Here is a 14,226-nt window from a genome sequence, read left to right as displayed (position 1 = left end):
ACTACTTCTTAGGAGACACAGCCCCGCCGCGCAACCCGATCATCGTCAGTGACCTCCCCCACGGGCGTGCGGTGAAACACCTGTCCGCAAGACCGTCGACGCCTCTGACACCATGGCATGTGTGAGCTTTCCCTATGACGCCCCAGTTTCGCAGACGCGAGGAGACTGACGCCCTTTCGTTGTACGAGCCTCATACGGGGAGAGCGCGCTCCCTGCTCACCGGCGGCCGGGAATTCCGGCCAGGCCCCCCGAACCCCGAATCGCAGATCAGGACCAAAGTGGCGTATTCATACGAAGCCCCAGTTTCGCAGACGCTTTTCGACCGCGCGTCCCTCGTGACGCCCGGCGGCGTGAACTCTCCCGTGCGTGCCTTCCGGGCCGTGGGCGGTACGCCCAGGTTCATGGTGTCCGGTACGGGTCCGTACCTCACCGACGCCGACGGCCGTGAGTACGTCGACCTCGTGTGTTCGTGGGGGCCGATGATCCTCGGCCACGCGCACCCCGAGGTCGTCGCGGCCGTCCAGGATGCCGTTGCCCGGGGTACCTCGTTCGGCACGCCCGGTGAGGGCGAGGTCGCGCTGGCCGAGGAGATCGTGGCCCGGATCGAGCCCGTGGAGCAGGTGCGGCTGGTGTCGTCCGGCACCGAGGCGACCATGTCCGCGATCCGGCTCGCCCGTGGATTCACCGGCCGCGCCAAGGTCGTGAAGTTCGCCGGGTGCTACCACGGGCACGTCGACGCGCTGCTGGCCGCGGCCGGCTCCGGTGTCGCCACCTTCGGCCTGCCCGACACGCCCGGTGTGACCGGCGCCCAGGCGGGCGACACGATCGTGCTGCCGTACAACGACCTGGAGGCCGTGCGCGCCGCGTTCGCCGCGCAGCCGGGTGAGATCGCCTGTGTGATCACGGAGGCGTCGCCGGGCAACATGGGCGTCGTGCCGCCGCAGGACGGTTTCAACGCCGGGCTGAAGGAGATCTGCGCGGCCGAGGGCGCGCTGTACATCTCCGACGAGGTGATGACCGGATTCCGTACGTCGAAGGCCGGCTGGTACGGCATCGACGGGGTGCGGCCCGACCTGATGACCTTCGGCAAGGTCATGGGCGGGGGCTTCCCGGCCGCCGCCTTCGGCGGCCGTGCCGACGTGATGGCCCACCTCGCCCCCGCCGGCCCCGTGTACCAGGCGGGCACCCTCTCCGGGAACCCCGTCGCCACCGCGGCCGGCCTCGCCCAGCTGCGGCTGCTCGACGACGCGGCGTACGCCAAGGTCGACGCGGTCTCCGCGGAGCTGCGCTCCCTGGTCGGCGAGGCGTTCGCCAAGGCGGGGGTCGCGCACACGGTCTCGGCGGCGAGCAACATGTTCTCCGTCTTCTTCACCGAGGAGCCCGTCCGGAACTACGAGGACGCGAAGAAGCAGGAGGCCTTCCGTTTCACCGCCTTCTTCCACTCGATGCTGGAGCAGGGTGTGTACCTGCCGCCGTCCGCGTTCGAGTCCTGGTTCGTCTCCACCGCCCATGACGCGCGGGCTCTGGAGCGGATCGCCGCGGCGCTTCCCGCAGCCGCCCGCGCCGCGTCGGAGGCCACGTCATGAGCGAGTACACGGAGAAGGACATCACCGTCGTCCACCTGATGCGCCACGGTGAGGTGCACAACCCGGACGGAGTGCTCTACGGGCGCCGCGCCGGCTACAGCCTGTCCGAGCTCGGCAGGCAGATGGCGGACCGGGTCGCCGAGCACCTGGAGAAGCGCGACATCACGTACGTCGTGGCCTCCCCGCTGGAGCGCGCCCAGGAGACGGCCGCCCCGATCGCCGCGTCGCACGGTGCGGACCTGGCCACCGACGGGCGCCTGATCGAGGCCGGCAACGTCTTCGAGGGCAAGACCTTCGGGGTCGGCGACGGCGCGCTGCGCAGGCCCGAGAACTGGAAGCACCTCACCAACCCCTTCAAGCCGTCCTGGGGCGAGCCGTACATCGAACAGGTCGTGCGGATGATGGGTGCCCTGGACGCGGCGCGTGACGCCGCGCGCGGGCACGAGGCGGTCTGTGTCAGCCACCAGCTGCCGATCTGGATCGTGAGGAGCTTCGTGGAGCGGCGCAGGCTGTGGCACGACCCCCGCAAGCGGCAGTGCACCCTGGCCTCGCTGACGAGTTTCACGTACCAGGGCGACAAGATCGTGTCCGTCGGGTACACCGAGCCCGCCCGGGACCTGGTGCCGCCTCATCTGCTCGCGGGGGCGAAGCCGGTCAAGGGGAAGTCCAAGGCGTTCGGCGCGTAGCCGCCGCGCTCCGGGCGCCCGCGGGTCCGTGTGTCATGTGCGGCACCTGCAAGGGTCTCCGCACGCCACAACTTTTGTGATTATCGGCGGAACCCTCGTGTTGTTTTCCTCATCTAAGCCATCGCCAGTTTGTATGGGCTTGAGGTAATACGACCGTAGATGGGGACGCCATGCGTGAAATCAACCGAAGGGGCCTGCTCGGGGCGGGAATCGGAGCCGCAGCCGCACTGTCGATGACCGGCTGCGGCTCCCTCGGCTCTTCGGGCGGTGGTGGGCCGGAACCGGAAGAGGGACCCCACGGCGGCAAAGGGACGCACGGGAATGGCGGAGGTCATCCCGGGAAACAGGTCAGGCTGATCGGTGACGGTTCGACGGCGGACACCGGAAAGCAGCCGAATCAGCCCGCCGCTCCCGTTCCGCTCGAGCCCGGCCAGAAGCCTCCGCAGTTCGTGATCTTTTCCTGGGACGGGGCGGGCGAGGTCGGTAACGGGCTCTTCCCGCGTTTCCTCGAACTCGCCGGGCAGCACGGCGCGGCGATGACCTTCTTCCTCTCCGGCCTCTATGTGCTGCCCGAGTCGAAGAAGTCCCTCTACCGCCCGCCCAACAACCCCAGGGGCGCCTCCGACATCGGCTATCTCACCGATGACCACGTCAAGCAGACCCTGAAGTACGTCCGCCAGGCCTGGCTCGACGGGCACGAGATCGGGACCCATTTCAACGGCCATTTCTGCGGGGGCCCGGGCTCGGTCGGCAACTGGTCGCCCGCGCAATGGCGGAGCGAGATCGACCAGGCGGTCTCCTTCGTCACCGAATGGCGGACGAACACCGGCTGGACGGATCTCGACCCCCTGCCGTTCGACTACCGGAAGGAACTCGCCGGAGGGCGCACCCCTTGTCTGCTCGGCCAGGAGAACCTCCTCCCCACCGCGAAGCAGCTCGGATGGCGTTACGACGCGAGCTCACCCGGTGGCACACAGATGTGGCCCGAGAAGCGTCAGGGGCTATGGGACCTCCCGCTGCAGGGCATCCCGTTCCCCGGCCACACCTTCGAAGTCCTCTCCATGGACTACAACATCCTCGCCAACCAGTCGAAGAATTCGACCAAGGGCATGCCCTCGCGCTATCCGGGATGGCGCACCCAGGCCACCGAGGCGTATGTCGCGGGATTCGACCGCGCCTACGAGACGAATCGCGCGCCCTTCTACATCGGCAACCATTTCGAGGAGTGGAACGGCGGCATCTACATGGACGCCGTGGAGGACGCGCTCAAACACATCGCGGGCAAACCGGATGTGCGCCTCGTCTCATTCCGGCAGTTCGTCGACTGGCTCGACGTACAGGACCCCGCGGTGCTCGCGAAGCTTCGTACGCTCCAGGTGGGACAGTCTCCCGACGGCGGCTGGAACACCTTCTTTAAACAGGCCTGACAAGGGGCTTTACGGGCACCCAGGGGGGTGCCCAAGATCCCTGGAACTGCCATGCGAAACTTTTCACATGAGCTCTGGCCGCGCACCCCGACGCCGCTCCACCCTGCTCGCCGCCACAGTCGTGGCCGGTGTCCTGGTCCTGTCCGCATGCAGTGGCGGCACCAAGGCCGGCGGCGGCGGCAACACGAACTTCGTCACCGGCAGCGGTGGCATCTCCACCGTGGCCAAGGGCGACCGCACGGACGCGCCGAAGCTCGACGGCGCGACACTGAACGGCGAGGCGCTCGACGTCACCGACTACAAGGGCAAGGTCGTCGTCCTGAACTTCTGGGGATCGTGGTGCGGCCCCTGCCGCGCCGAGGCCAAGCACTTCCAGAAGGTGTCGGAGGAGACCGCGGCCCAGGGCGTCCAGTTCGTGGGCATCAACACCCGGGACCCCCAGAGGACGAACGCCGTCAACTTCGAGCAGGACTTCGGGGTCACCTACCCGAGCATCTACGACCCGACCGGGAAGCTGCTCCTGCGCTTCCCCAAGGGCACGCTGAACCCCCAGGCCATCCCGTCGACCGTGGTCGTCGACCGGGACGGGAAGCTCGCCGCCCGCACGCTCGCCGCCCTCGACGCGGAGAAGCTGCGGAAGATGATCGACCCGCTGATCGCGGAGAAGTGACTCCGGTGCTCGGACTGGCCGCGGTCACCGGCGGAAACGAGACGGTCCTCAGCGGGGCCCTCATAGTGGCCCTGCCGATCGCCCTGCTCGGAGGGCTCGTCTCCTTCTTCTCGCCGTGCGTCCTGCCGCTGGTGCCCGGTTACCTCAGCTACGTCACCGGGGTGAGCGGCGCCGACCTCGCCGAGCGGCGGCGGGGCAGGACCGTCGCGGGGGCCTCCCTCTTCGTCCTCGGCTTCACCGTCGTCTTCGTGTCCGGGGGCGCGCTCTTCGGCTACTTCGGCCAGACGCTCCAGGAGTACAGCGGGACGCTCTCCAGGGTCCTCGGCGTACTGATGATCCTCATGGGGATCTTCTTCATGGGCCTCATGCCCTGGATGACGCAGCGCGAATTCCGCATCCACAAGCGACCGGTGACCGGGCTGGCCGGCGCACCGCTGCTCGGCGCACTCTTCGGGATCGGCTGGACCCCGTGCCTCGGCCCGACGCTCGCCTCCGTCAACGCGCTCGCGTTCGACCAGGCGACGGCCGGCCGAGGGGCGGTCCTGTCCGTGGCGTACTGTCTCGGGCTCGGTGTCCCCTTCGTCCTGGCGGCGATCGCCTTCCGTAGGGCACTCGGCGCGTTCGGCTGGGTCAAGCGGCACTACGCGTGGGTCATGCGGATCGGCGGCGGCATGATGATCGTGACCGGAATTCTCCTGCTGACGGGCGCCTGGGACGTGCTCATCCAGGAGATGCAGGTCTGGTCCAACGGCTTCACTGTGGGGATCTGAGTTTTGATGAGCAACACGAACACCACGGACGAGCGCGACCTCGGCCGGGCGGGGGAGCAGCTCTCCACCGCCCCGCGCGAGGAGTCCGCCACGTCCGTGCCCGCGATGGGCGTCATCGGATGGGCCCGCTGGTTCTGGCGGCAGCTCACCTCCATGCGGGTCGCGCTGATCCTGCTCTTCCTGCTGTCGCTGGGCGCCATCCCGGGATCGCTGATCCCGCAGAACAGCGTGGACGAACTGAAGGTGCAGACCTTCAAGGAGACGCACACCACCGTCACCCCGATCTACGAGAAGCTGCAGTTCTTCGACGTCTACAGCTCGGTGTGGTTCTCCGCGATCTACATCCTGCTGTTCATCTCGCTGATCGGCTGCATCGTCCCGCGCACCGGCCAGTTCGTCGGCCAGTTGCGCGGCCGCCCGCCCGGCGCCCCGAAGAAGCTGACCCGGCTGCCCGCGTACACCACCTGGCGCACGGACGCCGGACCCGACCAGGTCCGCGAGGCCGCCCTCGGCATCCTGCGCAGGCGGCGTTTCCGCTCGCACACGGTGGGCGACGCCGTGTCCGCCGAGAAGGGCTATCTGCGCGAGACCGGGAACCTGCTGTTCCACATCGCGCTGATCGTCATGCTGGTCGCGTTCGCCGGTGGACAGCTCTTCAAGTCCGAGGGCGGCAAACTCGTCGTCGAGGGCGACGGGTTCGCGAACACGATCACCCAGTACGACGACTTCAAGTCCGGCTCGCTCTTCGACAACGACGACCTCGCCCCCTTCAGCTTCGACCTGCAGGACTTCGTCGGCACGTACGAGCGCGGCGGCCCCCAGCGCGGTACGCCCCGGACCTACGAGGCCAGGGTGACGTACTCCGAGGGCGCGGACGGGGAGACGAAGAAGAAGGTCATCGAGGTCAACAAGCCGCTCGACGTCGACGGTACGAAGGTCTACCTCAACGCGCACGGCTACGCGCCGGTCGTCTCGGTCAAGGACGGCAGGGGCAAGGAGGTCTACAGGACCGCCGTGCCCCTGCTGCCCATCGACAACAACGTCACCTCGACCGGTGCGATCAAGGTGATGGACGGCTACAAGGACAGGAACGGCAAGAAGAGCCAGCTGGGCTTCCAGGCCTTCTTCGTCCCGACGTTCGCCGGTGACGGCCAGGGGACGATGTTCTCGCAGTACCCCGGCCTCGACTATCCGGTCCTCGCGCTCAACGGCTACCACGGCAGCCTCGGCGTCGACTCCGGACTGCCGCAGAACGTCTATCAGCTCGACACGTCCAAGATGAAGGAATTCAAGGACAGCAACGGGGACCAGCTCAAGAAGCGGCTGCGTCCCGGCGAGACCATGAAGCTCCCCGATGGCGCCGGCTCGATCACCTTCGAGAGCGTCGAGGAATGGGCCAGTTTCCAGATCTCGCGCCAGCCCGCCAGCGGCTGGGCGCTCACCGGCGCCATCGCCGCCATCGCCGGTCTCGCCGGCTCGCTCTTCATCCAGCGCCGCCGGGTGTGGGTGCGGGCCGTCCGCGGAACGGACGGCGTCACCGTCGTCGAGATGGCGGGCCTGGGCCGCAGCGAGTCCGCGAAGCTCCCCGAGGAGCTGGGCGACCTCGCGGCCGCGCTCCACACCGTGGCGCCGACCGCACCCGACCCCGATCCCGACCCCGATCCCGACCCCGCGCCCGAGACCGAGCCCGGACAACCTGCCGAAGAATCTGCCGAAGGGGCTGAGAAGTGAATCTCGCCGCCGCAACCAACGAGAATCTGGCGAACATCAGCAACACGCTGATCTACTCCTCGATGGCCGTCTACACCCTGGCCTTCTTCGCGCACATCGCGGAGTGGGTGTTCGGCAGCCGCAGCAAGGTCGGCCGCACGGCCGCCGCGCTGAAGGAGGACTCGGCCACCGGCGGTTCCGCGGGGAAGGCGCAGGTCGCGCAGGGTGGCGGCACCGCGCTGCTGGAGCGCCCCAAGGTCGTCACCCGTTCCGCCGCCGGGACCAGGGACGTCCCGGACGGCCCCGGAGCCGCGGGCGGCACCTTCAAGGGCGACCTGTGGGGGCGCATCGCGATCTCCCTCACCGTGGTCGCCTTCGCCGTCCAGGCGGGCGGAGTCGTCGCGCGCGCCCTGTCGGTGCAGCGGGCCCCCTGGGGCAACATGTACGAGTTCTCGATCACCTTCTCCACCGTGGCGGTCGGTGCCTACCTGACCCTGCTGGCCCTGCGGAAGAACGTCCGCTGGATCGGTCTGCTGCTGGTCACCACCGTCCTGCTGGACCTCGGCATCGCGACCACCACGCTCTACACCGACAGCGACCAGCTGGTGCCGGCGCTGCACTCGTACTGGCTCTGGATCCACGTCTCCACCGCCATCATCTGCGGCGCGGTCTTCTACCTGGGTGCCGTGGGCACGCTGCTCTACCTGTTCCGCGACAGCTACGAGAGCAAGCTGGCCAACGGTGGCACGCCCGGGAAGTTCGCCACCTCCGTCCTGGAGCGGCTCCCCGCCGCGAAGACCCTGGACACCTTTTCGTACCGCATCAACGCCGCCGTCTTCCCGCTGTGGACGTTCACGATCATCGCGGGCGCCATCTGGGCGGGCGACGCGTGGGGCCGGTACTGGGGCTGGGACCCCAAGGAGGTCTGGTCCTTCATCACCTGGGTCGCGTACGCCTGCTACCTGCACGCCCGCGCGACGGCCGGCTGGAAGGGGCGCAAGGCGGCCTACCTGGCGCTGATCGCCTTCGGCTGCTGGCTCTTCAACTACTACGGCGTGAACATCTTCGTCACCGGCAAGCACTCCTACGCCGGAGTCTGACGACCGGAACGGCCGAGAGGGCGCGACCGCTTCGATGCGGTCGCGCCCTCTCGGTCTGCGGGCCTCAGCCCAGCGGGGTGTCCAGCACCGCCTTGCGGTGGCTGAACGTCTCCAGGGAGTAGCGGCCGTGGTAGTTGCCCATGCCGCTCTCGCCGACGCCTCCGAACGGGAGGTCCGAGACGGTCAGATGGGCGAGCGGCAGTCCCATGCCCACCCCGCCCGACGAGGTCTCGGACAGCAGCCGTTCCCGTACGGAGGGGTCCTGGGTGAACGCGTACAGGGCCAGCGGCTTGTCACGGTCGTTGATGAAGCCGATCGCCTCGTCGAGTCCGTCCACGGTGAGGATCGGCAGGACCGGGCCGAAGATCTCCTCCCGCATCACGGGGGAGTCCGGGGCGACATCGGCCAGTACGGTCGGAGCGATGTACTTCTCGTCCCGGTCGTGGGCGCCGCCCGTCACCGTACGGCCGGAGTCCAGGAGGGCCACCAGCCGGTCGAAGTGGCGCTCGTTCACGATCCTGCCGTACTCGGGGCTGGCGGACGCGTCCTGCCCGAACAGTTCCTCGACCGCCGCCGCGAGGGCGTCCGCCAGGGCCGGGGCGGTCTCCGGGTCGGTCAGGACGTAGTCGGGGGCGACGCACGTCTGGCCGGCGTTGAGGAACTTGCCCGAGGCCAGCCGGGCGGCCACGGTCTTCAGGTCCGTGTCGCGGTCCACGAACGCCGGCGACTTGCCGCCCAGCTCGAGTGTCACCGGCGTGAGGTGCTTCGCCGCGGCGGCCATCACGATCCGGCCGACCGTGCCGTTGCCGGTGTAGAAGACGTGGTCGAAGCGCTCGGCGAGCAGGGCGGTGGTCTCCGGGACCGCGCCCTCCACCACGGCGACGGCGTCCGTGTCCAGGTACTCGGGCAACAGCCGGGCCACGGCGGCGGAGGTCGCGGGCGCCAGTTCGCTGGGCTTGGCGACGACCGCGTTGCCCGCGGCCAGCGCGCCCACGACGGGGGCGAGCAGCAGCTGCACCGGGTAGTTCCACGGAGCGATGACGAGGACGACCCCGAGCGGGTCCTGCACGGTGTGCGCGGTGGCCCCCGCGAGGACCGCCGGTACGGGGGCCGGCTCGGGCTCCAGCCACGCCTCCAGCCGTTCCAGGGTGTGGTCGATCTCGCGGACCGTGAAGTCGATCTCGGTCCGGTAGGCCTCCTTGCGGCTCTTGCCGAGGTCGGCGCGGAGCGCCTCGGCCAGTTCGTCGCCCCGCTCGGTGAGCAGGGCGCGCAGCCGCGTCAGCTGGGTGGTGCGCCAGGCGAGGTCCTTGGTGCGGCCGGTGCGGAAGGTGGCGCGGAGCCGGGCGACGGTGCCGGCCGGGGTCTCCCGCACGGTCTCGGCGGGGCTCACAGGGCCGCCACGATCTCGCGGGCCAGCTGTTCGGAGGAGGCCGGGTTCTGGCCGGTGTGCAGGTTGCGGTCGTGCACGGTGTGCACCGCCCACGGCTCGGCGGCGGCGTAGTCGGCGCCGAGTTCCACGAGGCGGTTCTCCAGCAGCCACGGTGCCTTCGCCGCGAGGCCGGCCTGGGTCTCCTCGGCGTTGCTGAAGCCGGTCATGCGGTAACCGGCGAACGGCCAGCTGCCGTCCTCGCGGCGGGCGGGCAGCAGGGCCGCGGGCGCGTGGCAGAGCACGGCGACGTGCGTGCCGGAGTCCAGGGCCGAGGTGAGCAGCCGGCCCGACACCTCGTTGACGGCGAGGTCCTCCATGGGGCCGTGGCCGCCGGGGTAGAAGACGACGTCGTACGACGTGGGCACGACGTCCTCGAGCCGGGAGGGGATGCGGAGCGTCTCGTCGATCGCGGCGAGGTACGAGGCGACGGCGTCGGCCTGTTCCTGGCCCCCGTTGGCTTCGGCGGCGAGACTGGCGGTGTCCACGGTGGGGGCGACACCGCCCGGCGTGGCGATGGTGATGTCGAAGCCGGCCTGGGTGAAGACGCGGTGGGGGGCGGCGAGTTCCTCGGCCCAGAAGCCGGTGGGGTGGGTGGTGCCGTCGTTGAGGGTCCAGTGGTCGGCACCGGTGAGGACGAAGAGTACGGAGGGCATGGGGGATGCTCCCTACGAGACGCGGGACGTGGGACGCCTGAGAGGTGAAGCTTGATATGCTCAAGCAATACCCTTCATGTAACGGGTCAAAGTTGAGCATGTCAAATGAATGCGGGTGCGTGGCGGACAGAGTCCGGGCCTCCGGACCGCGCGTACCGATCGAAGGATGACCGACCATGACGACGGAACCGGCACCCCGCGCCGTCCCTACGCCGGACGAACTGCTGGAACCCCTCGCAGTGGTCGTCCGTGGCCACCACGACGACCTCACCGCCGTCGCCGGCCGCCACGGCCTCAGCACCTCGCAGGCCAGGGCGCTGATCGCCCTCAACGAGCCCATGCCCATGAGCGCGCTGGCCAGTCATCTGGTGTGCGACGCGTCCAACGCCACCGGCCTCATCGGCCGCATGGAGGCCCGCGGACTGGTGACGCGCACCCCGGCGCCCGGCGACCGCCGCTCCAAGGTGGCCTCCCGCACCGCGGAAGGCACCGAGCTGGCGCACCGGATCCGTGCCGAGATGCGCGTGGTGCACGGCGCCCTGGAGGCCCTCACCCCCGAGGAGCGCACGGCCCTGCTGCCCCTGCTCGACCGGCTGGGGCGCCTGCTGTCCTCATGAACCGCCGGCCGCGTGAACCGCGTGAACCGCCGGCTGTGTGCGTCAGGCCTTCATGAGGCGGTCGGCGGAGCCGAGTCGTCGGGTCCGGCACCGCCTTCGCGGCGTTCGGCCTCCTCCTCGCGGCGGCGCAGGTCCGCCTCCCGGTCGTCGGGGAGCGACTCGTCCTTCGCGTTCTCCGCCTTCAGCGACTTCAGGAAGTCCGGGTTGTCGTCGGGCGCCACCCACGTCGTGCGGTTCCGGCGGGGCCACTCCGAGGGCGTACGGCCCCCGGCGGGCGCGCGGCGGGCCTTGCCCGCGGCGATCCAGACGACCGGCCCGACGACCCAGAACAGCAGGATGATGAAGACCCAGGCCACCTTCGGCAGGTGCTTTACCTCGTCCTCCGGTGTGTTCAGGCAGTCGATGAACGCGTAGATCGTCAGTGCCAGCGGCAGAAGAATGATCAGGGCCCTGAGCATCGTGCAAGATCCCCCGAGGTGAGGTGAGGAGGCGCACGGACCGCCCCCGGTGACGGGCCCAGGGTATCGGGTGTCCGATACTGGACCTTATGGCTTACGACGATCTTCGCTCCCTGCTCCGGGCTCTGGAGCGCGAGGGCGATCTCAAGCGCATCAAGGCCGAGGTCGACCCGTATCTGGAGGTCGGCGAGATCGTCGACCGGGTGAACAAGGCGGGCGGCCCCGCGCTGCTCTTCGAGAACGTCAAGGGGGCGTCCATGCCCCTGGCCATGAACGTCTTCGGGACGGACCGGCGGCTGCTCAAGGCGCTCGGGCTGAAGTCCTACGCCGAGATCAGCGACAAGATCGGCGGCCTCCTCAAACCGGAGCTGCCGCAGGGCTTCGTCGGGATCCGTGAGGCGTTCGGGAAGCTCGGCGCGGTGACCCATCTGCCGCCGAAGAAGGTGAAGTCCGACAGCGCCCCGGTCCAGGAAGTCGTCCTGACCGGCGACGACGTGGACCTCGACCAGCTGCCCGCGCTCTTCACCTGGCCCGAGGACGGCGGCTCCTTCTTCAACCTGGGCCTCACCCACACCAAGGACCCGGAGACCGGGATCCGCAACCTCGGGCTCTACCGGCTCCAGCGCCACGACAAGCGCACCATCGGGATGCACTGGCAGATCCACAAGGACAGCCGTAACCACTACCAGGTCGCGGCCAGGCGCGGGGAGAAGCTGCCCGTGGCCATCGCCTTCGGGGCGCCGCCCGCGGTCACGTACGCCTCCACGGCACCGCTGCCGGGGGACATCGACGAGTACCTCTTCGCCGGCTTCGTCCAGGGCAAGCGGATCGAGATGGTCGACTGCAAGACCGTCCCGCTCCAGGTCCCGGCGCAGGCGGAAGTCGTCATCGAGGGGTGGCTGGAGCCGGGCGAGATGCTGCCCGAGGGGCCGTTCGGCGACCACACCGGCTTCTACACCCCGCAGGAACCGTTCCCCGCTCTGACGATCGACTGTGTGACGATGCGGAAGCGTCCGCTGCTGCAGTCGATCGTCGTGGGCCGGCCGCCCACCGAGGACGGCCCGCTGGGGCGCGCCACCGAACGGTTCTTCCTGCCCCTGCTCAAGATCATCATCCCTGACATCGTGGACTACCACCTGCCGGAGGCGGGCGGTTTCCACAACTGTGCGATCGTGTCGATCGACAAGAAGTACCCCAAGCACGCCCAGAAGGTGATGAGTGCCATCTGGGGGGCGCACATGATGTCGCTGACCAAGCTGATCGTCGTCGTGGACGCCGACTGCGACGTCCACGACCTGCACGAGGTGGCCTGGCGGGCGCTGGGCAACACCGACTACGCCCGTGACCTGCTGCTCACCGAGGGCCCGGTCGACCATCTCGACCACGCCTCCTACCAGCAGTTCTGGGGCGGCAAGGCCGGGATCGACGCGACGCGCAAGCTGCCCGAGGAGGGGTACACCCGGGACGGCGGCTGGCCGGAGATGGTCGAGTCCGACCCGGAGACGGCGGCGAAGGTCGACCGCCGGTGGAAGGAGTACGGCCTGTGAGCGCCTCCGCCGCTGCGGTGCCGCAGCCCCGCAGCAAGCCCCGCGCGTTCCTGAGGCTGGTGATGATCGAGCACTCGGTCTTCGCCCTGCCCTTCGCGTACATCGCCTCGCTGACCGCGATGTTCCAGCTGGACGGAACGTTCCACTGGGGCACGCTGCTGCTCGTGACCGTCGCGATGGTCGGACTGCGGACCTTCGCGATGGCCGCCAACCGGATCATCGACCGGGAGATCGACGCCCGTAATCCGCGCACGGAGGGCCGTGAACTCGTGACGGGCGCGGTCACGGTGAAGTCCGCGTGGACCGGCGCGATCGTGGCCCTCGTCGTCTTCCTGGGCGCCGCGGCCCTGCTGAACCCCCTCTGCCTGGCGCTGGCACCGGTCGCCGTCGTGCCGATGGTCGTCTATCCGTACGGCAAGCGGTTCACGAACTTCCCGCACGCGATCCTGGGCCTCGCCCAGGCCATCGGGCCGATCGGCGCCTGGCTGGCGGTGACCGGGAGCTGGTCGTGGGACGCGGTGATCCTGGGACTGGCCGTCGGCATCTGGATCGGCGGCTTCGACCTGATCTTCGCCTGCCAGGACGTCCAGGCCGACCGGGCCCACGGAGTGCTCTCCTTCCCCGCGCGCTTCGGGATCCCCGCCGCGCTGTGGGGCGCGCGGGTCTGTCACGTCGTGACGACCGGGCTGCTGGTGTGGTTCGGAGTGGCGACGGACGCGGAGATCTTCTACTGGATCGGCATGGTGATCGTCGCCGTGGCCTTCGTGTACGAGCACCGGGTCGTGCGCCCGCACGACCTGTCCCGGCTGAACCGGGCCTTCTTCTCGGTCAACGGCTTCATCGGCATAGCGCTCTTCGCCTGTGCGCTGCTCGACCTGCTGGTGCGGGGCCTCACACCGTGACGTAGTCCGGTCCTCGCGGGCGGCGCGGGCGGCGGAAGGCGAACGCCGCCGCCACCCCGCCTATGAGGCCGAAGAGGTGGCCCTGCCAGCTGATCCCGGAGTCGGTGGGCAGCACACCCCAGAGCAGGGAGCCGTAGACCGCGGCGATGATCACGCCGACGACGATGTCCAGCGGGCGCCGGTCCACGAACCCGCGCACCAGCAGGTAGCCGAAGAGGCCGAAGACCACACCGGACGCGCCGAGCGTCACCGTGTCGGGCGGCGCCGTGAGCCAGACGCCGAGGCCGGCGGTCACGATCACCACGAGGACCACCGCGGCGAACCTGCGTATCCCGCCGAGCGCGGCGATGAAGCCGAGGACGAGCAGCGGGACGGTGTTGGACGCCACGTGCTCCCAGCCGCTGTGCAGGAACGCGGACGGTACGACGTCGGCCAGCTCGGCGGGCTCGCGCGGGCTGACGCCGTAGGTGTCGAGGGCGTGGCCCGTCGCCACGTCGATGCCCTCCAGCAGCCAGAGCAGCGCTGTCCAGGCGAGCATGACCGCCCCGGCCGTGACGGCCCGTGCGGTGACACTCATGCGTGTGCCGGTCATGGTCACCCCCTGTCCATGGCTGTTGCCTCATCCGTTGCAACGTCCGGAGCCCCTGGCTCAGTTCCTGGGGGAGGGTGCC

14 protein-coding genes are annotated in these 14,226 nt (G+C 69.4%); 10 read left to right on the top strand and 4 right to left on the bottom strand.

Annotation, left to right across the window (positions count from 1 at the left end):
* Positions 1 to 278: 278 nt before the first annotated feature.
* From hemL to ccsB, 7 genes are all read left to right on the top strand, one after another.
* Entirely contained in the window at positions 279 to 1,586 is a 1,308-nt protein-coding gene (hemL, locus tag OO67_RS18295) for a glutamate-1-semialdehyde 2,1-aminomutase (RefSeq protein WP_078598063.1), read from the top strand.
* Positions 1,583 to 2,272, top strand: a complete 690-nt coding sequence (locus OO67_RS18290) for a histidine phosphatase family protein (protein ID WP_033301631.1) — start codon at positions 1,583 to 1,585, stop codon at positions 2,270 to 2,272. The genes hemL and OO67_RS18290 overlap by 4 nt, the downstream gene beginning before the upstream one ends.
* Before the next feature lie 170 nt (positions 2,273 to 2,442).
* Positions 2,443 to 3,699, top strand: coding sequence for a polysaccharide deacetylase family protein (locus OO67_RS18285; protein ID WP_033301630.1), 1,257 nt, complete (start codon positions 2,443 to 2,445; stop codon positions 3,697 to 3,699).
* 67 nt (positions 3,700 to 3,766) lie between these two features.
* Positions 3,767 to 4,369, top strand: coding sequence for a TlpA family protein disulfide reductase (locus OO67_RS18280; RefSeq protein ID WP_033301628.1), 603 nt, complete (start codon positions 3,767 to 3,769; stop codon positions 4,367 to 4,369).
* A 5-nt stretch (positions 4,370 to 4,374) separates the two neighbouring features.
* Complete coding sequence (locus OO67_RS18275; RefSeq protein ID WP_382056483.1) at positions 4,375 to 5,139, top strand: cytochrome c biogenesis CcdA family protein; 765 nt, start codon at positions 4,375 to 4,377, stop codon at positions 5,137 to 5,139.
* A 6-nt stretch (positions 5,140 to 5,145) separates the two neighbouring features.
* Entirely contained in the window at positions 5,146 to 6,870 is a 1,725-nt protein-coding gene (gene resB, locus OO67_RS18270; protein WP_033301624.1) for a cytochrome c biogenesis protein ResB, read from the top strand.
* Entirely contained in the window at positions 6,867 to 7,949 is a 1,083-nt protein-coding gene (gene ccsB / locus OO67_RS18265; RefSeq protein WP_033301620.1) for a c-type cytochrome biogenesis protein CcsB, read from the top strand. Before resB ends, ccsB begins: the two co-directional genes overlap by 4 nt.
* A gap of 64 nt (positions 7,950 to 8,013) precedes the next feature.
* On the opposite strand, the gene OO67_RS18260 is transcribed toward ccsB, so the two are convergent.
* Both OO67_RS18260 and OO67_RS18255 read right to left on the bottom strand, forming a co-directional pair.
* Positions 8,014 to 9,339, bottom strand: a complete 1,326-nt coding sequence (locus tag OO67_RS18260; protein WP_244300256.1) for an aldehyde dehydrogenase family protein — start codon at positions 9,337 to 9,339, stop codon at positions 8,014 to 8,016.
* Complete coding sequence (locus tag OO67_RS18255) at positions 9,336 to 10,031, bottom strand: type 1 glutamine amidotransferase domain-containing protein (protein ID WP_033301618.1); 696 nt, start codon at positions 10,029 to 10,031, stop codon at positions 9,336 to 9,338. Before OO67_RS18255 ends, OO67_RS18260 begins: the two co-directional genes overlap by 4 nt.
* A gap of 176 nt (positions 10,032 to 10,207) precedes the next feature.
* Between OO67_RS18255 and OO67_RS18250 the strand changes: the two genes are divergently transcribed.
* Positions 10,208 to 10,648 (top strand): MarR family winged helix-turn-helix transcriptional regulator, encoded by a 441-nt coding sequence (locus tag OO67_RS18250; protein ID WP_033301617.1) that lies wholly within the window; start codon positions 10,208 to 10,210, stop codon positions 10,646 to 10,648.
* A 50-nt stretch (positions 10,649 to 10,698) separates the two neighbouring features.
* Here OO67_RS18250 and OO67_RS18245 read toward each other — a convergent pair whose 3' ends face one another.
* Positions 10,699 to 11,106, bottom strand: coding sequence for a PLD nuclease N-terminal domain-containing protein (locus tag OO67_RS18245; RefSeq protein WP_033301615.1), 408 nt, complete (start codon positions 11,104 to 11,106; stop codon positions 10,699 to 10,701).
* An 89-nt stretch (positions 11,107 to 11,195) separates the two neighbouring features.
* Between OO67_RS18245 and OO67_RS18240 the strand changes: the two genes are divergently transcribed.
* Positions 11,196 to 12,653, top strand: coding sequence for a menaquinone biosynthesis decarboxylase (locus tag OO67_RS18240; RefSeq protein ID WP_033301613.1), 1,458 nt, complete (start codon positions 11,196 to 11,198; stop codon positions 12,651 to 12,653).
* Positions 12,650 to 13,555, top strand: a complete 906-nt coding sequence (gene mqnP, locus OO67_RS18235; protein WP_033301612.1) for a menaquinone biosynthesis prenyltransferase MqnP — start codon at positions 12,650 to 12,652, stop codon at positions 13,553 to 13,555. Before OO67_RS18240 ends, mqnP begins: the two co-directional genes overlap by 4 nt.
* Here the strand turns inward: mqnP and OO67_RS18230 are convergent.
* Positions 13,545 to 14,147 (bottom strand): rhomboid family intramembrane serine protease, encoded by a 603-nt coding sequence (locus OO67_RS18230; RefSeq protein ID WP_033301773.1) that lies wholly within the window; start codon positions 14,145 to 14,147, stop codon positions 13,545 to 13,547. The genes mqnP and OO67_RS18230 overlap by 11 nt on opposite strands.
* Positions 14,148 to 14,226: the final 79 nt, after the last annotated feature.

Origin of the sequence: Streptomyces atroolivaceus (assembly GCF_000717025.1) — a bacterium.
Taxonomy (GTDB): Bacteria; Actinomycetota; Actinomycetes; order Streptomycetales; family Streptomycetaceae; genus Streptomyces; species Streptomyces atroolivaceus.
This window is presented reverse-complemented; position numbering and strand designations above follow the sequence as displayed.